Genomic DNA, 17,946 nt, shown 5'->3' with positions numbered 1-17,946 from the left:
GGTGAAGACAATTGGTGAAATTAAAAACGGTACAAGATTATAAACAAGGGCTGCTTGAAGGGAAAAGAACAGCGTTAGCTCAAGCCATTACTTTAATTGAAAGTAAAGCGCCGAAGCATAAAGCAATAGCACAACAGCTGATTAAAGAAATCTATCCCCATACGGGGCATTCAGTGCGCATTGGTTTTACTGGCGTACCAGGAGCAGGAAAAAGTACGCTGATTGACAAATTTGGATCGTATCTATGCAAAAATGGCCATTCCGTTGCAGTTTTAGCAGTCGATCCAAGCAGTACCTTGTCTGGAGGAAGTATTTTAGGAGATAAAACCAGAATGGAGCTGCTTGCCAAACAAGAGAACGCTTTTGTCCGTCCTTCACCTTCTCAAGGAACGCTTGGAGGTGTTCATCTTAAAACGAGAGAAGCCATTTTTCTTTGTGAAGCGGCTGGGTATAACATCATATTTGTCGAAACGATGGGTGTTGGCCAAGGTGAAATGATTGTAAAAGAGATGGTAGACTTCTTTGTTTTGCTTGCTTTAACCGGAGCAGGAGATGATTTGCAAGGAATTAAAAAAGGGCTGCTTGAATGGGTTAATTTAATTTGTGTAAATAAAGCAGACGGGGATAACCGGCTAAAAGCAGAAGTGACTGCAAAAGAATACAAAAGTGTCATCGGTTTTCTTCACGGTCATTCCGGAGGGTGGAAACCACAGGTCATCACAACTTCTGCTTATGAAGAAGCGTCGTTTCAACATTTATGGCAGATAATTTGTGACTATAAGGAATGGATGAATAAAAAAGATCTGTTTTATGCAGTAAGACAAAAGCAAATGAAGGCATGGTTACAAGCAAGTGTTAATGAATATTTACAAGAATCATTTTATGAACATCCTTTAGTTAAGCAAACATTAGGGGATGTTGAAAAACAAATGATGACCGGAGATGCCACAATGGCTGAAGCTCTCCAACACTTGATTAAAATCTATCAGCAGGCGATGAAAGAAATGTAAAAAAGGATCCTGCATTTTATGCGGATCCTTCTACACTAGGGAGTTAAGAGTATGGTTTTCTAGCTGTAAAAACAGTATCACCATTTCTTTTCTTGTTTAATCTTGATTACCAAGAAAAAATGAGTCAAAGCAATCGCCTTTTTAGTTTTCGTTTGCTATGATAAAGGATAGATAGCAAAAGGGAGGTATGAAAATGAATATCGATTTTAACTTGTTTATGAACGACGTTGTTCGTCAGGCCCGTAAAGAAATTACAGCTGCTGGTTATACAGAATTAACGACGGCTGAAGCGGTAGATGAAACGTTTAAACAGCCTGGCACAACGCTTGTAATGGTGAATTCAGTTTGCGGTTGTGCAGGAGGTATTGCAAGACCTGCTGCAGCGCACGCTGTACATTATGATAAACGTCCAACAAACTTGGTTACAGTATTTGCTGGGCAAGATAAAGAAGCAACTGCGCGTGCACGCGAATACTTTGAAGGTTATCCGCCTTCATCTCCATCTTTCGCTTTATTAAAAGACGGAAAAATTATCACAATGGTAGAGCGTCACGAAATTGAAGGCCATGAGCCAATGTCAGTTGTGATGAAGCTGCAAGAAGCGTTCGAACAGAACTGTGAAGAAGTGTAAGAGAGAAGCCGTTTTGAACGGCTTCTTTTTTTATGCATTTTTTTATCCGTCTGTATGCAGGCTTTCTAATGAGTGGAAAATGTTGAGAAAAGGTATTTTCAAATAGTGAAACTTATATTTAAAAAAGATATTGCATATTTATAATGTTGTGTTAAAATACATTTATATGAATATATATTTAAATTTCGACATTTACTTGCAATAGTAAAAAACTTATTTCATAATATTATTAATTTTTAAAAAATAATGTAAGGAATAAACTAGGGGGAACGAAGATGAAATTGAAAAAGTGGTTATCGGTAACGGCAATTGGTCTCTTAACAGCAGGCGTTTTAGCTGCATGCGGAGCAGGAGAAGGAACGTCTAATGGCGGAGCAAGCAGCGACGACAAAGATAAAAAAGTACTTGTAATGGGAACATCAGCAGATTACCCACCCTTTGAATATATTGATACGGCAAAAGGTGATAGTGAAGCAATCGGATTTGACGTAGATTTAGCAAAAACAATCGGTAAAAAGTTAGGCTATGACGTGCAGGTAAAGGATATGGAATTTGGCGGATTAATTCCAGCTTTACAATCTAATAAAGTCGATTTAGTTTTAGCCGGTATGACGCCAACTGAAAAGCGTAAAAAGAACGTGGACTTCTCAGACGTATACTACGAAGCAAAAAACATGATTGTATCGAAGAAAGATGCGCCAATTAAAAACGCAGAAGAACTAAAAGGAAAAACAGTCGGTGTACAAACTTCTTCTATTCAAGCAGACGAAGCAAAAGAAATTGCAAAAGAATTTGACGGAGTAAATGTAACAACGCGTGACCGTATTCCAGAACTAATTCAAGAAATGAAATCAAATCGTATCGATGCAGCGATTATTGAAGATACAGTAGCTAAAGGGTATGTGAACAAAGACAAAAGCTTGCAAATGTCTGATACAGGACGTCCCGATTCAAGTAAAGGATCAGCAATCGCATTTCCTAAAGACAGCAAGCTAACGAATGACTTTAACCGTGAATTAAAGAAAATGAAAGAAAACGGTGAATTGGATAAATTAATCGTTAAGTGGTTTGACGACCAAAAATAAGAATGATAGTTAGAGAGGAATGGAACTAGGCATGAATTTGGATTTTTCGCAAATCGTGCCTTCTATGCCTTATATTTTAAAAGGGATAGGGGTAACGATACAGATAGTCCTAGCTTCAGCAATTTTAGGGTTTGTGCTGGGAGTTATTTTATCTTTATGTAAAATCAGCCGCAATAAACCTCTTCAATGGTTTGCGGATGCATATACGTCCGTGTTTCGCGGAACACCGCTTGTACTGCAATTATTATTAATATACTTTGGATTACCTCAGCTGCTCGGGTTTGATATTGCCCCGTTTCCAGCGGCCGTTGCTGCGTTCGGGCTAAACTCTGCAGCATATATATCTGAAATTATTCGCGCTGGTATTTTAGCTGTTGATAAAGGACAGCGTGAAGCGGCATTAGCGTTAGGAATTCCTTATCGCCGCATGATGGGACAAATTATTTTGCCACAGGCACTTAAAAATATTTTACCTGCTTTAATGAATGAGTTCATTACATTAACAAAGGAATCAGCTATCGTTACAGTTATTGGAGCACTCGACATTATGCGCCGTGCTTACATTGTAGGGGGAGAAAAATTCGCCTACCTTGAACCGTTAATTTTTGCAGGGTTGATTTATTATGTAATGGTAATGGGCTTAACGCTCCTTGGTAAAGCAGTCGAGAGGAGAATGAGAAAAGGTGATTAACGTTGAAAATTTACACAAATCATTTGGTAAGAATGACGTTTTAAAAGGTATTTCAACTACGATTAAGGAAAAAGAAGTCGTAGCTGTTATTGGCCCTTCTGGTTCTGGTAAATCTACTTTTTTACGCTGTATGAACCTGCTTGAAGAACCGACGAGCGGATTAGTTTCCATTAACGGTCAAGTGATTACAGATAAAAAAACAAACATTATGCGTGTGCGTGAAAATGTAGGAATGGTATTTCAGCATTTTCACTTGTTTCCACATATGACAGTGCTTGAAAATTTGACGTATGCTCCGATGACGGTAAAAGGCGTGTCAAGAGAAACGGCTGTTGCTAAAGGCAAAGAATTACTCCAAAAAGTTGGACTTGCTCAAAAAGCCAACGAGTTTCCAAGTCGCTTATCGGGCGGTCAAAAGCAGCGTGTAGCTATTGCAAGAGCATTGGCAATGGAGCCGAAAGTAATGCTGTTTGACGAACCAACATCAGCATTGGATCCAGAGATGGTAAAAGAAGTGCTAGATGTAATGAAGTCGCTAACAGAAACGGGAATGACGATGGTCATTGTAACGCATGAAATGGGATTTGCACGAGAAGTAGCGGATCGTGTGCTGTTTTTAGACGGCGGTGTGCTTGTTGAAGATGCGCCTCCGGCCGAATTTTTCTCAGCCCCTAAAAGCAAGCGTGCTAAAGATTTCTTAGAAAAGATTTTATAATAAAAAAAGTGCAGGAAGAGTACGATCTTTTCTGCACTTTTTTTATTGAAATTTATAAAGTACAGCAAGATTTAAGGTTGTGTTATTTTTCTATTCGTGTTAATAAAGAATAGAGTATTTTATCACACTAAAAAGAAACCAACATGTAGGAGTCTAGAAAATGAAATTTAAAATTGGGTACCGGACAATTAAAACAGCCGTCGGTACATCACTGGCTATTATTATAGCTCAGTTCTTTCACCTCGAGTTTTTTGTATCAGCTGGAATTATCACCATTTTGTGCATTCAAAATTCAAAGAAAAAATCGCTGCGAAGCGCAAGCGATCGTTTTATTGCTTGTTCTTTATCCATTCTGTTTTCGTTTATATTCTTTGAAGGGATTGCTTATCATCCACTTGTTATAGGACTGATGCTGCTTTTGTTTATCCCGGTTACGGTTATATTCAAAGTTAATGCAGGCATTGTTACAAGCTCCGTTATTTTGCTTCATATTTACTCCAAAGGCAATATGACGTGGGGAATCGTCTTTAATGAACTTGGCTTAATTGTAATTGGGATAGGGGTTGCCCTGCTTGTGAATTTATATATGCCAAGTTTAGATCAAGAGCTTCGCACGTATCAGCAAGAAATTGAAGAAAATTTCCGATCGATGTTAAAGGAAATTGCCCTGTATCTCAGAACCAATGACAGCAGCTGGGACGGTAAGGAAATTGCAGATACGGTAAAAATTTTAGAAAAAGCAAAAAGCCTTGCGTTTCGTGATGTAGAAAATCATTTTGTACGTGGGGAAAATTATTATTACCGCTATTTTAAAATTCGTGAAAAACAGCTTGAAATTATTGAGCGTACGCTTCCTCTCATTACCGCTATTGATTTGGTGGTAGAACAGCGCTACATGATTGCCGATTTCATTGAAGAATTAAGTCTATCCATCCACCCCGGTAATACAGCAAAATTATTTTTAGCCAAACTTCAGCATTTACGAGAAGCGTTTGCAGAGATGCCGCTTCCCAAAACGCGGGAAGAGTTTGAAGCGCGTGCCGATTTACTGCACGTAGTCAAAGAAATTGAACAATATTTGGTTATTAAACAAACCTTAAAAATAAGTTAAACAGCATGCATGTTGTGTATCTTGCTTACGAACACTAAATAAGACAAGAGATGTCTCTCTTGTCTTTTACTTAGGACTAACGTAAGGTGGTGGATTACGTGCATGTGTTTGCTTTTATCCTTTTACTACTATCTCCGGTTTGGCCATTAGGAGAAAATCCGTTGCCAAATGATCCTTATATTATTATTAATAAACAAAGCAATGAGCTTGCTTATATTCAAAATAAAGAAATTAAACAAATTATTAAAGTAGCAACGGGGAAAACAGTTAATCTGACGCCCGAAGGGGAGTTCACGGTAACAGTAAAAGCTGTTAATCCTTATTATCGGAGAAGTAACATTGAAGGAGGCGCTCCTCAAAATCCTCTAGGTGTAAGGTGGATTGGGTTTGATGCAAGAGAGACTGACGGACGTATTTATGGCATTCACGGTACAAATCAGCCGGATTCCATCGGTAAATATGTATCGAATGGCTGTATTCGCGTAGAAAATCGTGAAGTAAGCCATTTATATGATCAAGTCCCGTTAGGTACAAAAGTATGGATTGTATCTACAGATCAATCTTTTGAAGAGTTAGCCGCTCAAAAAGGCATTGTGAATATACAGCAAAAGACTGGTGACTAGTCACCAGTCTTTTTTATATGTTTGCATTGCACAAAGAAACAGCAGTGCATCTATGTTTTTAGTCATCAGTCTCGATTAAAACCACATCGCAAGTCCCGCTAGAAGCGTAGATATTAACATGACAAGAAGCATTAAAAACACAATGGTTTTTTGGATTTTCTTATTAGACATACAACCAAAGTCCTCCTACACGTTTTTTTCTTATTTTACATGTCTTCCGCTGCTTAGACAAGCAACTTTCTGTACATACGCGAGCAGGAGATTTCTTTTGTTTTCAAGAATATGTGTAAATGAAAACGCTTTTTTAAGAGGTGAGAAAGTGATAAAAGGAATTGACCACATAGGAATAGCTGTAAAATCAATTGAAGGCAGCCTCCCATTTTATGAAAAGGTATTAGGACTGTCTCTATTAAAAGTAGAAGAAGTAGAAGAACAAGGAGTAAAAGTTGCTTTTATTCAGTGCGGCAACGTGAAAATTGAATTATTAGAGCCACTCTTTGAAGACAGTGCGGTCGGCGCGTTTATCAAAAAGAGAGGTGAAGGCCTTCATCATGTTGCTTTAGGTGTGCGCACGATTGAAGAACGGATTAACGAGTTAAAGGAAAAGGGTGTACAAATGATTGACGATGTTCCGCGAAAAGGCGCAGGGGAAGCATCCATTGCTTTTTTGCATCCAAAATCAGCAAACGGTGTTCTTTATGAGCTCTGTGAAAAAACACTAGAGGAGGAGAAGAAGCATGGTTGACATTTATGATAAATTAAATGAATTGTACGATAAGCGCCGGAAAATCGAGTTAGGCGGTGGAGACGAAAAAATTGAAAAACAGCACCATAAAGGGAAGCTAACGGCACGTGAACGAATTGAAATTCTTTTGGATGAACATACATTTGTCGAGTTAAATCCGTTTATTGAGCATCGGTGTGCTGACTTCAGTATGAATAATCAAGTAGGACCAGGAGACGGGGTAGTAACAGGCTACGGCAAGATAAACGGTCGCTCAGTCTATTTGTTTTCGCAAGATTTTACGGTATTTGGAGGCGCGTTAGGTGAGATGCATGCTAAAAAAATTGCGCACGTAATGGATTTAGCGGCTAAAACAGGCGTGCCGTTTATTGGTTTAAATGACTCAGGCGGGGCTCGTATTCAAGAGGGCGTCATGTCTCTTGATGGATACGGTCATATTTTTTATCGAAACGCCATTTATTCAGGTGTTATGCCTCAAATATCTGTTATTATGGGTCCTTGTGCAGGCGGAGCCGTGTACTCACCGGCGATTACGGACTTTGTTTTTATGGTAGAAGAAACAAGTCAAATGTTCATTACCGGACCAAAAGTAATTGAAACCGTAACGGGAGAAAGCATTTCCTCTGAAAATCTTGGAGGAGCAGCTGTTCATAACGAAATTAGCGGTAACGCCCATTTCAGAGGTTCAACAGAACAAGAGGTACTAGAACAAGTACGAACGCTCTTAAGCTATCTTCCGCAGTCTAGTCAAGAGCAGCCTCCTTTAGCTTCAGAGGCACAGAGTGATCATTACCGTCCGGATTTATTAGACGTTGTCCCGTTCGATGCCGTGCGTCCTTACGATGTGCGTCAAGTCATTCACCAAGTAGTGGACGAGCGCTCCTTTTTTGAAGTGCAAAAAGACTTTGCCAGAAATATTGTCATTGGTTTTGCCCGCATAGATGGAAAAGTTGTCGGACTTGTGTGTAACCAGCCTAAAGTAATGGCAGGCAGTTTAGATATTAACTCCTCAGATAAAGCAGCAAGGTTTATTCGGTTTTGCGATTCATTTAATATCCCACTTATTACATTTGAAGATGTTACAGGTTTTTTCCCAGGTATCAAGCAGGAACATGGCGGAATTATACGACATGGTGCTAAAATTTTATATGCATACTCCGAAGCTACCGTTCCGAAAATCACGGTGATCTTGCGAAAGGCGTACGGAGGTGCGTATGTAGCTTTAAATAGTAAATCGATTGGAGCCGACCTTGTGTATTCGTGGCCGAATGCAGAAATTGCTGTTATGGGTCCTCAAGGTGCTGCAAATATTATCTTTGCAAACGACATTCGAGGTAGCGAAAACCCAGATGAAACAAGACACGAAAAAATTGAGCAGTATCGCGAGAAATTTGCTAATCCTTACGTAGCGGCAAGCGCTGGAATGGTCGATGATGTGATTGATCCTCGGGAAACACGAATAAAATTAATACAAGCGCTTGAAATGTTGCACAATAAAAAGGAAGAGCGTCCAGCAAAGAAACATGGTAACATACCATTGTAGGTTATTTTTGGAGGGATTACATATTATGATTAATGAACAACGAATCGTTGATTTATTTATTGAATTAGTACAAGTAGACTCAGAAACAAAGCATGAAGAAAAAATCGCTGTTGTACTAAAAGAAAAATTTACCGCATTAGGCGTGGAAGTAGTAGAAGATGATGCCAAAGAAAAAACAGGCCACGGAGCCAACAACTTAATCTGCACACTGCCAGCTACAAAAGAAGGCGTAGACACAATCTACTTTACTTCTCATATGGATACAGTCGTACCTGGAAATGGTATTAAACCATCTATTGAAGATGGCTATATTAAAAGTGACGGCACGACAATTCTTGGAGCGGATGATAAAGCAGGCTTAGCAGCAATGCTAGAAGCAATCACCGTATTAAAAGAAGAAAACATCGCGCACGGCAAAATTGAATTTATTATTACAGTAGGAGAAGAATCTGGCTTAGTGGGTGCTAAAGCTCTTGATTCTAGTCTCGTAACGGCAAAATTCGGCTATGCTTTAGATAGCGATGGCAAAGTGGGAGACATTATTGTTGCTGCGCCGACGCAAGCAAAAGTAAATGCAACAATTTATGGAAAAACAGCTCATGCGGGTGTAGCTCCTGAACGAGGCGTTTCTGCTATTACGATTGCTTCAAGAGCCATTTCTAAAATGCCGCTTGGACGTATTGATGAAGAGACTACAGCGAATATTGGACGTTTTGAAGGTGGAACGCAAACGAATATCGTGTGTGACCGCGTCGATATTTTAGCAGAAGCTCGTTCATTAATTCCAGAAAAAATGGAAGCACAAGTAGCGAAAATGAAAGAAGCGTTTGAAACAGCTGCACAAGAAATGGGCGGACGTGCAGAAGTTGATATTAAAGTGATGTATCCAGGCTTTAAATTTGGCGATGGAAATCATGTTGTCGAAGTTGCTAAAAAAGCCGTGGCTAATATCGATCGCCCTTCACGCCTGCTTCAAAGCGGAGGCGGAAGCGATGCAAATGTAATCGCAGGCTTTGATATCCCAACAGTAAATTTAGCAGTTGGTTATGAAGACATTCATACAACCAATGAAAAAATTCCGGTAGAAGAACTGGTGAAGACATCTGAACTAGTAGTGTCGATTATTAAAGAAGTAGCAAAATAATAGTTGCAGCCTTGCTTTTATATAAAAGCAAGGCTTTTTACATAGTGAATAGTAAATAGTCTGAATTTTTTAACATAATGTATAATGAAGAAAAGACGGTCGTTTTGTACAATAAAGTTAGTAATACATTTTACAAAGTAGAAGTTGAAAATAACGTATATAAAAAATATGTAAGCGCTTTCAATTTAAGTTTTATCAACAGATATTCTTGGGAGGTTGATGCAATGCGATCACCGGAAAGTTTGCAGTCCATCATTCAAAACTTTAATGAAGTAGAAAAAGGGTTGTCCAATAGAGAAGCAGTCGAAGAATCTAATCGATGTTTGTACTGTTATGATGCACCCTGTATTCAGGCATGCCCTACAGGAATTGACATCCCGACGTTTATTAAAAAAATTGCATCGGGCAATTTAAAGGGCTCTGCCGAAACGATTATGTCTTCGAATCCAGTAGGAGCAAGCTGTTCGAGAGTCTGTCCAACCGATGAACTATGTGAAGGAGCGTGTGTGCTAAACCATTCAACCAAACCAATTATGATTGGAGATTTGCAGCGCTACGCAACGGATTGGGCTATTCAAAATGAACAGGTGCTGTTTGAGAAAGGAAAAGCCAACGGCAAAAAGGTAGCGATTGTTGGGGGAGGTCCGGCTGGTCTCTCTGCAGCAAGAGAACTGGCCCGATTCGGGTACGACGTAACCATTTTTGAAGCGGAAAAACAAGCAGGAGGGTTAAATACATATGGAATCGTGTCGTTCCGTCTTCCTCAAGCGATTTCATTCTGGGAAGTTGAACAAGTAAAAAGCTTAGATGTAAAAATTAAAACAAACGTAAGAATTGGAGAAGATATTCTTCCAAGCGAATTACTGCAGTCATATGACGCGGTTGTATTAGCTATTGGTATGAGTAAGGTGCCTTCTCTACATGTTGAAGGTGAAGAGCTAGACGGTGTGTATGATGCGATTGATTTTGTGAAAAAAACGAAGTCAAAAGCGCTATCAACAGAATTTGTTGGTAAGCGTGTAGCCGTCATTGGTGCGGGAAATACTGCGATTGATGGTGCTACGTGTTCCGTGCGCTTAGGAGCTGAAAATGTTCAAATTTTATACCGTCGTACAAGAGAAGAAATGACGGCATATGATTTTGAATTTGAATTTGCGAAACAAGATGGTGTTGAATTCCGCTGGTTAACGGCTCCTATACGAATTATTGGAGATGAAAATGGTAAGGTGAGCGGAATTGAATGCGTAAAAATGACCCTAACAGATCCAGATGCAGACGGCCGCAGGAAGCCTGTTCCGGTTGAAGGTTCAACGTTTACCATTCCAGTGGATGCTGTTGTTAAAGCAATTGGTCAAGAACGTTACCTGTCCTTGATTCAACAATTCCAGCTGAACCATGAAGATGGAGTTGTCTTAATCAATCAAGAGACGTTCCAAACATCAAATCCAAAAGTATTTGCTTGCGGAGACGTCATTTTTGGTAAAGGACAAGGAGAAGCAATGGTTGTGACCGCTGCTCAGCAAGGAAAACAAACGGCGTTAAATATTCATATGCAGTTAACAAAAGAAACAATGGAAACAGCTTAAAATCAGGAGGAGGAGAAATCTATGGCAGATTTAACAACAAATTTAGCAGGTATTCAATCACCAAATCCGTTTTGGCTGGCATCCGCACCGCCAACCAATTCAGGTTATCAAGTGCAGCGTGCATTTGAAGCAGGATGGGGAGGCGCAGTTTGGAAAACGCTTGGTGATCCGATTTTAAATGTTTCCTCTCGATTTGCTGCCGTTGGCTTCAACGGTCAGCGCGTAGCCGGCTTTAACAATATTGAGCTAATCACCGATCGTCCGCTTGAAGTTAATTTGAAGGAAATCTATGAAACGAAAAAGAAGTTTCCTAACCACGCAATTATTGCCTCTCTTATGGTAGAGCCTCAGCAAGAAAAATGGCATGAGATTGTCAAAAAAGTAGAAGATGTAGGAGTAGATGGATTAGAGCTGAACTTTGGCTGTCCGCATGGAATGGCAGAACGAGGGATGGGTGCTGCCTCTGGGCAAGTCCCTGATTTAGTTGAAAAACAAACGTATTGGGCTAAAGAAGTAGCCCAAACGCCGGTCATTGTTAAGCTAACCCCAAATATCACAGATATTACCGTTACAGCAGAAGCAGCGGTTCGAGGTGGTGCCGACGCTGTTAGTATGATTAACACCATTAATAGTTTAGCAGGAGTAGACATTCATTCATGGAATACAATTCCACACGTAGCGGGAAAAGGCGCTCACGGAGGCTATTGCGGCCCGGCTGTTAAGCCGATTGCATTAAACATGGTTGCTGAATGTGCAAGAAGTCCGTTTATTAACGTTCCAATATCTGGTATGGGAGGCGTTTCGAACTGGCAAGAAGCAGTGGAATTTATGCTCATGGGTGCTACAGGTGTGCAAGTATGTACAGCTGCTATGCATCACGGATTCCGCATTGTAGAGGATATGATTCAAGGTCTCAACTATTACTTGGATGAAAGAGGAATCGAAAAAGTAAGCGATATTGTAGGGAAAGCCGTTTCAAAATATTCCGACTGGGGCAACTTAGATCTCAATTATAAAGTAGTGGCTCGCATCGACCCTGATACGTGTATTAACTGCAATAAGTGTCATATTTCTTGTGAAGATACTTCTCACCAATGTATTGATATGTTGAAAGATCCTTCAGGGAAACCTTATTTAAAAGTACGAGAAGAAGATTGTGTAGGCTGTAATTTATGTTCGATTGTATGTCCTGTGGACGGAGCTATATCCATGATTGAATTACCAAATGAACAACCGCCAATGACGTGGAATGAACGCCAAGCTGCTTTACAAGCGACGGCTGCACAGCGATTGGACGTATAAATACAAAGGGGATGAAGAAATGAAGAAAATCGTTAAAAATGGTGTCATAGTCACAGCAACAGATACGTATAAAGCCGATATTTTAATTGAAAATGGAGTGATTTCGGCAATTGGCTCAGCTTTTGAAGAACAGGGATGCGAAGTGATTGATGCAAAAGGCAACTATGTATTCCCAGGAGGCATCGATCCCCATACTCATTTAGATATGCCGTTTGGAGGGACCGTTACAAAAGACGACTTTGAAACAGGTACAAGAGCAGCAGCTTTTGGAGGTACGACAACTGTTATTGATTTTTGCTTAACCAATAAAGGCGAACCGCTCCAAAAAGCGATCGGCACATGGCATGAAAAATCAAAAGGAAAAGCGGCTATCGATTACAGCTTTCATCTAATGATTGGAGAAATCACGGAAGATGTATTAAATGAGCTTCCTACGATTATTGAAAAAGAAGGAATTACTTCTTTTAAAGTGTTCATGGCCTATAAAAATGTTTTTCAAGCAGACGATGCTACCCTTTACCAAACGCTAGTGCAAGCTAAAAAACTAGGGGCGCTTGTGATGGTACATGCTGAAAATGGAGATGTTATTGAGTATTTAACGGCAAAAGCGCTGGAGCAAGGACAAACTGATCCTATCTATCATGCCCTCACTCGTCCTCCGGAAATAGAAGGAGAAGCTACGGGAAGAGCCGCAGTGCTAACCGAGCTTGCTGACTCACAGCTCTATGTTGTTCACGTATCTTGCGCTGAAGCGGTTAAAAAGATTGCTGAAGCAAGGGAAAAAGGCGTAAATATCTGGGGCGAAACGTGTCCGCAGTATTTGACGCTTGACCAAACCTATTTAGAGAAACCGGATTTTGAAGGAGCAAAATACGTATGGTCGCCGCCTTTACGTGAAAAATGGAACCAAGATGTTTTGTGGAATGCCCTGCGTAATGGCGACTTGCAAACGATTGGATCAGATCAGTGCTCGTTTGATTTTAACGGTCAAAAAGATCTAGGAAAAGGAGATTTTACAAAGATTCCAAACGGAGGACCTATTATTGAGGATCGCATGAGCCTTTTATTTTCAGAAGGAGTAGTGAAAAACCGAATTAATATCAATCAGTTTGTGGATATAACATCAACAAAAATCGCGAAGCTGTTCGGACTGTATCCGAAAAAAGGAACGATAGCAGTTGGTGCAGACGCGGATCTGCTTATATTTGACCCTTCTGTTGAACGTGCGATTTCAGCTAAAACGCATCATATGGCAGTTGATTATAGCGCATTTGAGGGAATGAAAGTTACAGGTGAGCCGGTTTCAGTGCTTTGCCGAGGAGAATTTGTCGTAAAAGATAAGCAGTTTGTCGGTCAAAAAGGCTATGGACAGTATACAAAAAGAGCAAAGTTTAATGAGTTAAACACGGCTAACGAAGCTGAAAAATTAACGTTATAAAAACAGATGCCAAAATAGATTGGAGGCAGGGGAATGTCAAGTTACCATGAATATATGGCAGAGCGGGAAAAGATTGATTTTTTGCTGCAAAAAGGATTTAAAATAACGGCTGTAACAGAGAATCTAAGCGGGGCGTTTGTGACGTTTGAACGCATCGAAAAGAATCAAACCGAACAAGAAACGCTTCATATATTGACGGCGGATGCTAGAAAGTATTTTTCATCCGTACTGATTCAACAAGTATAAAAACGAAGGCTGAGCCAAAATTATTTTAGCTGAAGGAAGATCCGAACGATGAATCGTTCGGATCTTTTTTTATTGGTAGGGTGAACGTAGGTTTCACGTATGCAGGTGCTCCTAGATGTTGATGGAAGTAATTTAGTTATGTCTCAATCCCTTTCTTTGTTTACTAAGACCTATAAGTTTTTTACTATATTGGCTGACAAAAGTGATCCGTTTTTGTGTTTTTTTCGTTTTGGATGTGAAACAAAATAACTAGATATTATCCATTGACTGTATTACAGTTGTTACATTTCGTTTACATCGAAAGAGAAAAGGTTTAGTTATCTAGTAAATTGTAGTAAATATTATAGTAGAACGTTTTCACAATAAATCTATTAAATATAAAAAGGGTGTGACACGGATGGATCAAGCTACGCAGTGTATGACACAAGAAGAAACAAAAATTATTGATAAATTAAAAATGGAAATGTTAAATGCAGTGTCACTACAAGATTTGCGTTTTTATAAAAAAGAAATTCACCGAATTAAAGAACAAGCGGTTAAGCGCCACGGTTTTTTTAATAAATTACAGCAAACGGCTCAGAAGCTGTAACGATCCATTATCGTTACAGCTTTTTTCGTTTCTTTTATTAAATATTTTATTTCTTCTAAATATTTAATATAATGTAAGAAGATATAGCTTTTGTTCTACACATATGCGAAATACGCGTTAATGATCCAGGAGACATGATGTGAAATTCGCTAGGGGCGGTGTTGACTTGAAATCATATTTAACAGTAACAGAGATTTTAACAAGGAAACATTTTGTAAACTGTGAAGTAATAGCTGGAGAGAAAGGGCTTACTAATTCTGTGAAGTGGGTGCACGTGATGGAAGTAACGCGCATTAATGAGCTGCTAAAAGGAAACGAGCTCATTTTATCAACAGGGGTAGGCTGGGGAGAAGATCCTCAATCTTGTTTATCATTTCTTCAGCAATTAATTTCTTGTAAGGCATCAGGACTGTGTATTGAACTTGGCACTTATACTTCTAAGATTCCGCAAATTGTCATTGATAAAGCGAACGAATGTGATTTTCCGATTATTTTATTTCACGAAGAAGTTCCGTTCGTTGAAATTACGCAAGATGTTCACTCACTTTTAATTAATCAGCATTATCAAATGATTTCCGATTTAGAACAGTATTCTCATCGGCTAAATCAGCTGCTGTTAACAGTTAATGACCCGGCCGTTATCTTACAGTGTTTATATGAATCTACGGGGCTTCTTGTCGGCCTTAAAGTTTCAAATGAATTATTTACCTTTGCTCCGGAGATGGACTTACTCAAACAGCAGCTTCTACTTCATTATATAAGCAGGGAAAATGAGAGTCCGCATTTTAATGAGCAGCCTATTCATTTATTAGGACAAGATTATGCTCAGCTGTATGTCGCCTCTATAAATGAAGCGTTAACAGAACTTGAAGTGCTCACCGTTGACCGGACGGCAACTGCACTTGCTCAGCATTTTTTGAAGGACTTGTATGTCGAAGAGAAAAAAAGAGTAGATGAAACTGAATGGATGACGAAATGGATGAACGGAGAGCTAACTCTTGAACAAATAAAAGATTCTATGCACGAGGTGTGTTCAGATTCTCCTATTCGCGGGGGGATCGTTGTTTGCTGTAAGTGGCAAAGACGGGAAAAGTTTGATCGAACGTATTTTAAGCTGATCTTACGAAGCATCTTTGAACAAGAAGGCTTTCACTTATTAGTCTCCGAGCGAAATCGCGAAGTGTTATTTATTCTTTTGAACAAACGAATGGTTAGCACGTGGAGAGAGAGATTAGAAAGCAGCCTTCACCGCTGGATGAATCAATACGAATCGGATGAAAACTCAAAGCGGAACGCCATTAGCTTTATCGGAATTGGCCAATACTGTGAACAGCTTGACTGTATGCATAAAAGCTATGAAACGGCTAAAGAAACAATTTCGATTCAAGAAATGCTGCAAAAACAAACCATTATTCATTTTTATGATGATTTGCATATGTACCGAATTATTTCGCTTTTACATCAGCATGAAGACTTACAGGAAGTGGTGTTTGAATATCTGCAGCCCGTTATTACATATGATGAAACGTACAATGCAAAACTCATGGAAACATTAAAAATTTATTTAGCATGCAACGGATCTAAACAAGAGACGGCTAAGCGTTTATACATTGTGCGGCAAACGCTGTATCACCGCATTGAAAAACTAGAAAAGCTGCTGGGTGAAGATTTTATGGAGCCGGAAAAACGATTGGCGATTGAATTTATGATTATGGCATATGAATATTTGTTTATGATGAAAAAGTCGCGTGCGGAATTTATAAACGGATAAGTAAGCAGCTGGAAACAGCTGTTTTTTTATGCTGAGGATGATTTTACTATATGTTCATTTTAGTTCATGCTTTCTCCGAGTTCACTGCGCAAAATGTGAAACGAGAATCTAGAGTTGTTTCACATTTTGTCTAATGCAACCACCATTTATTTATTCAATAATAAAGGTAGATTTGTCATTTCTTATTTTTTGAGGAGGCCAAGCGATATGTCAGTTGTGAATAATGATACGCAAGTTTTAAAAAATTACGTGGGCGGAAAATGGGTTGATACGGCAGGGCAAAAATTTGGAGAGGTAATTAATCCATCGACGGGCGAAGTAATTGCAAAAGTACCGCTTTCTACAAAAGAAGACGTAGCCGATGCGGTGGAAACAGCGCAAAAAACATTTGAAACATGGCGTAACGTTCCTGCTCCAAAACGAGCAAGATTAATGTTTGCGTTTCAGCATTTACTAGTTAAGCATCACGAAGAGTTAGCGAAATTAGTTGTACAAGAAAACGGCAAGGCTTTCAAAGAAGCTTACGGTGAAGTACAGCGCGGTATTGAATGCGTGGAGTTTGCTGCGGGTGCTCCTACTTTATTAATGGGAGAATCATTAAATAACATAGCGGAAGAAATTGATTCTGAAATGTTCCGTTTTCCACTTGGTGTTGTCGGAGGCATCACACCTTTTAATTTTCCAATGATGGTACCGCTGTGGATGTTCCCGCTTGCCATTGTATGTGGAAATACGTTTGTATTAAAACCGTCTGAGCGAACGCCGCTTTTAGCAACGCGACTTGCTGAACTTTTTACAGAAGCAGGAGCACCGGATGGATTATTAAATATTGTGCACGGGGCACATGATGTCGTGAATGGATTAATAGAGCACGAAAAAGTTAAAGCGATTTCATTCGTCGGATCGCAGCCGGTAGCAAAGTATGTTTATGAACAAGCTGCAGCTCAAGGGAAACGAGTTCAGGCTTTATCCGGAGCTAAAAATCATCATGTTGTGATGCCAGACTGCGATATGGATAAAGCGGTATCCCATATTATCAGCTCGGCTTATGGAAGTGCCGGCCAGCGATGCATGGCTTGCAGCGCCGTGGTCGTAGTTGGTGAAAAAGGAGATGAATTCGTCGCAAAATTAAAGCAAAAAGCAGATGAATTAATTATGGGAAGCGGATTTGATGATGAAGTGCTTCTAACGCCCGTAATTCGAAAAGAGCACCGTGATAAGGTGCTGGATTATATTGAACTTGGCATGAAAGAAGGGGCGGAACTCATTCGTGACGGACGTAAAGAAATGGATGAACATGCAGAAGGAAATTTCTTAGGAGCAACCATTTTTGACCGCGTAACTCCTGATATGACCATTGCTAAAGAAGAGATTTTTGCACCTGTACTAAGCTTGCTTCGCGCTGACACATTAGATGAAGCACTTCGCTATATGGAAAAATCTCGTTTTGGAAATGGAGCAACGATTTATACAAAAGATGCAAAAGCGGTGCGTCAATTTAGAGAAGAAGCAGATGCGGGTATGCTCGGCATTAACGTAGGAGTACCTGCTACGATGGCCTTCTTCCCATTCTCCGGCTGGAAAGACTCTTTTTACGGAGATTTGCATGTAAACGGCAAAGACGGTTTGAACTTCTTTACACGTAAAAAGATGGTTACATCACGCTTTGACTTTTAACATATAGATGAATATAGCAAGTGGCTTCGGCATTTTGTC

At 39.7% G+C, this 17,946-nt stretch carries 18 protein-coding genes; 17 read left to right on the top strand and 1 reads right to left on the bottom strand.

Annotation, left to right across the window (positions count from 1 at the left end):
- Positions 1–14: 14 nt before the first annotated feature.
- The 7 genes from meaB (at position 15) to WKH56_RS02845 (ending at position 5,866) form a co-directional block, all read left to right on the top strand.
- Positions 15–1,010 carry a methylmalonyl Co-A mutase-associated GTPase MeaB gene (meaB, locus tag WKH56_RS02875; RefSeq protein WP_033579718.1) on the top strand — a complete coding sequence of 332 codons (996 nt, stop codon included), beginning with the start codon at positions 15–17 and terminating at the stop codon, positions 1,008–1,010.
- Between the two features lie 193 nt (positions 1,011–1,203).
- Positions 1,204–1,641, top strand: coding sequence for a BrxA/BrxB family bacilliredoxin (locus tag WKH56_RS02870; RefSeq protein ID WP_028411575.1), 438 nt, complete (start codon positions 1,204–1,206; stop codon positions 1,639–1,641).
- A gap of 281 nt (positions 1,642–1,922) precedes the next feature.
- Entirely contained in the window at positions 1,923–2,726 is an 804-nt protein-coding gene (locus WKH56_RS02865; RefSeq protein WP_375166609.1) for a transporter substrate-binding domain-containing protein, read from the top strand.
- A 31-nt stretch (positions 2,727–2,757) separates the two neighbouring features.
- Positions 2,758–3,417, top strand: a complete 660-nt coding sequence (locus WKH56_RS02860) for an amino acid ABC transporter permease (RefSeq protein WP_013059114.1) — start codon at positions 2,758–2,760, stop codon at positions 3,415–3,417.
- Positions 3,410–4,132, top strand: a complete 723-nt coding sequence (locus tag WKH56_RS02855) for an amino acid ABC transporter ATP-binding protein (RefSeq protein ID WP_028411574.1) — start codon at positions 3,410–3,412, stop codon at positions 4,130–4,132. The genes WKH56_RS02860 and WKH56_RS02855 overlap by 8 nt, the downstream gene beginning before the upstream one ends.
- 160 nt (positions 4,133–4,292) lie before the next feature.
- A complete protein-coding gene (locus tag WKH56_RS02850) occupies positions 4,293–5,243 on the top strand; it encodes an aromatic acid exporter family protein (RefSeq protein WP_013059112.1) in 951 nt (316 codons plus the stop codon).
- Positions 5,244–5,341: 98 nt separating this feature from the next.
- Positions 5,342–5,866, top strand: a complete 525-nt coding sequence (locus tag WKH56_RS02845; protein ID WP_014458269.1) for a L,D-transpeptidase — start codon at positions 5,342–5,344, stop codon at positions 5,864–5,866.
- A 75-nt stretch (positions 5,867–5,941) separates the two neighbouring features.
- On the opposite strand, the gene prli42 is transcribed toward WKH56_RS02845, so the two are convergent.
- Entirely contained in the window at positions 5,942–6,037 is a 96-nt protein-coding gene (gene prli42 / locus WKH56_RS02840; protein ID WP_149917156.1) for a stressosome-associated protein Prli42, read from the bottom strand.
- A 148-nt stretch (positions 6,038–6,185) separates the two neighbouring features.
- On the opposite strand from prli42, the gene mce reads away from it, so the two are divergent.
- The 10 genes from mce to WKH56_RS02790 all read left to right on the top strand — a co-directional run bounded on the left by mce (position 6,186) and on the right by WKH56_RS02790 (position 17,907).
- Entirely contained in the window at positions 6,186–6,611 is a 426-nt protein-coding gene (mce, locus tag WKH56_RS02835) for a methylmalonyl-CoA epimerase (protein ID WP_028411573.1), read from the top strand.
- Positions 6,604–8,154, top strand: coding sequence for an acyl-CoA carboxylase subunit beta (locus WKH56_RS02830; RefSeq protein WP_063248534.1), 1,551 nt, complete (start codon positions 6,604–6,606; stop codon positions 8,152–8,154). The genes mce and WKH56_RS02830 overlap by 8 nt, the downstream gene beginning before the upstream one ends.
- Positions 8,155–8,179: 25 nt before the next feature.
- A complete protein-coding gene (locus WKH56_RS02825) occupies positions 8,180–9,298 on the top strand; it encodes a tripeptidase T (RefSeq protein WP_275210717.1) in 1,119 nt (372 codons plus the stop codon).
- Between the two features lie 224 nt (positions 9,299–9,522).
- Positions 9,523–10,884: an NAD(P)-dependent oxidoreductase gene (locus tag WKH56_RS02820; protein ID WP_034270985.1), complete on the top strand. Its 1,362-nt coding sequence runs from the start codon at positions 9,523–9,525 to the stop codon at positions 10,882–10,884.
- 21 nt (positions 10,885–10,905) lie between these two features.
- Positions 10,906–12,186, top strand: a complete 1,281-nt coding sequence (preA, locus tag WKH56_RS02815; RefSeq protein ID WP_033579722.1) for an NAD-dependent dihydropyrimidine dehydrogenase subunit PreA — start codon at positions 10,906–10,908, stop codon at positions 12,184–12,186.
- A 19-nt stretch (positions 12,187–12,205) separates the two neighbouring features.
- Positions 12,206–13,624, top strand: a complete 1,419-nt coding sequence (gene hydA, locus WKH56_RS02810; protein ID WP_033579723.1) for a dihydropyrimidinase — start codon at positions 12,206–12,208, stop codon at positions 13,622–13,624.
- A 33-nt stretch (positions 13,625–13,657) separates the two neighbouring features.
- Positions 13,658–13,870, top strand: a complete 213-nt coding sequence (locus WKH56_RS02805) for a hypothetical protein (protein ID WP_048019782.1) — start codon at positions 13,658–13,660, stop codon at positions 13,868–13,870.
- Between the two features lie 397 nt (positions 13,871–14,267).
- Positions 14,268–14,459 (top strand): hypothetical protein, encoded by a 192-nt coding sequence (locus WKH56_RS02800; RefSeq protein ID WP_013059103.1) that lies wholly within the window; start codon positions 14,268–14,270, stop codon positions 14,457–14,459.
- Positions 14,460–14,598: 139 nt separating this feature from the next.
- Complete coding sequence (locus WKH56_RS02795; protein WP_034327230.1) at positions 14,599–16,230, top strand: PucR family transcriptional regulator; 1,632 nt, start codon at positions 14,599–14,601, stop codon at positions 16,228–16,230.
- Between the two features lie 207 nt (positions 16,231–16,437).
- Positions 16,438–17,907 carry a CoA-acylating methylmalonate-semialdehyde dehydrogenase gene (locus tag WKH56_RS02790; protein ID WP_048019784.1) on the top strand — a complete coding sequence of 490 codons (1,470 nt, stop codon included), beginning with the start codon at positions 16,438–16,440 and terminating at the stop codon, positions 17,905–17,907.
- The last annotated feature ends 39 nt before the right edge of the window (positions 17,908–17,946 follow it).

Source organism: Priestia sp. SB1, from assembly GCF_038898415.1.
The sequence above is the reverse complement of the archived record's forward strand: the minus strand, read 5'-3'. Positions and strand labels throughout refer to the sequence as shown.

Bases quoted from the DNA above. Each gene is read 5' to 3' on its own strand.
- WKH56_RS02870 (WP_028411575.1), top strand. From the start codon at position 1,204: ATGAATATCGATTTTAACTTGTTTATGAACGACGTTGTTCGTCAGGCC.
- WKH56_RS02860 (WP_013059114.1), top strand. From the start codon at position 2,758: ATGAATTTGGATTTTTCGCAAATCGTGCCTTCTATGCCTTATATTTTA.
- WKH56_RS02850 (WP_013059112.1), top strand. From the start codon at position 4,293: ATGAAATTTAAAATTGGGTACCGGACAATTAAAACAGCCGTCGGTACA.
- prli42 (WP_149917156.1), bottom strand. From the start codon at position 6,037: ATGTCTAATAAGAAAATCCAAAAAACCATTGTGTTTTTAATGCTTCTT.
- WKH56_RS02830 (WP_063248534.1), top strand. From the start codon at position 6,604: ATGGTTGACATTTATGATAAATTAAATGAATTGTACGATAAGCGCCGG.
- WKH56_RS02825 (WP_275210717.1), top strand. From the start codon at position 8,180: ATGATTAATGAACAACGAATCGTTGATTTATTTATTGAATTAGTACAA.
- WKH56_RS02820 (WP_034270985.1), top strand. From the start codon at position 9,523: ATGCGATCACCGGAAAGTTTGCAGTCCATCATTCAAAACTTTAATGAA.
- preA (WP_033579722.1), top strand. From the start codon at position 10,906: ATGGCAGATTTAACAACAAATTTAGCAGGTATTCAATCACCAAATCCG.
- hydA (WP_033579723.1), top strand. From the start codon at position 12,206: ATGAAGAAAATCGTTAAAAATGGTGTCATAGTCACAGCAACAGATACG.
- WKH56_RS02805 (WP_048019782.1), top strand. From the start codon at position 13,658: ATGTCAAGTTACCATGAATATATGGCAGAGCGGGAAAAGATTGATTTT.
- WKH56_RS02800 (WP_013059103.1), top strand. From the start codon at position 14,268: ATGGATCAAGCTACGCAGTGTATGACACAAGAAGAAACAAAAATTATT.
- WKH56_RS02790 (WP_048019784.1), top strand. From the start codon at position 16,438: ATGTCAGTTGTGAATAATGATACGCAAGTTTTAAAAAATTACGTGGGC.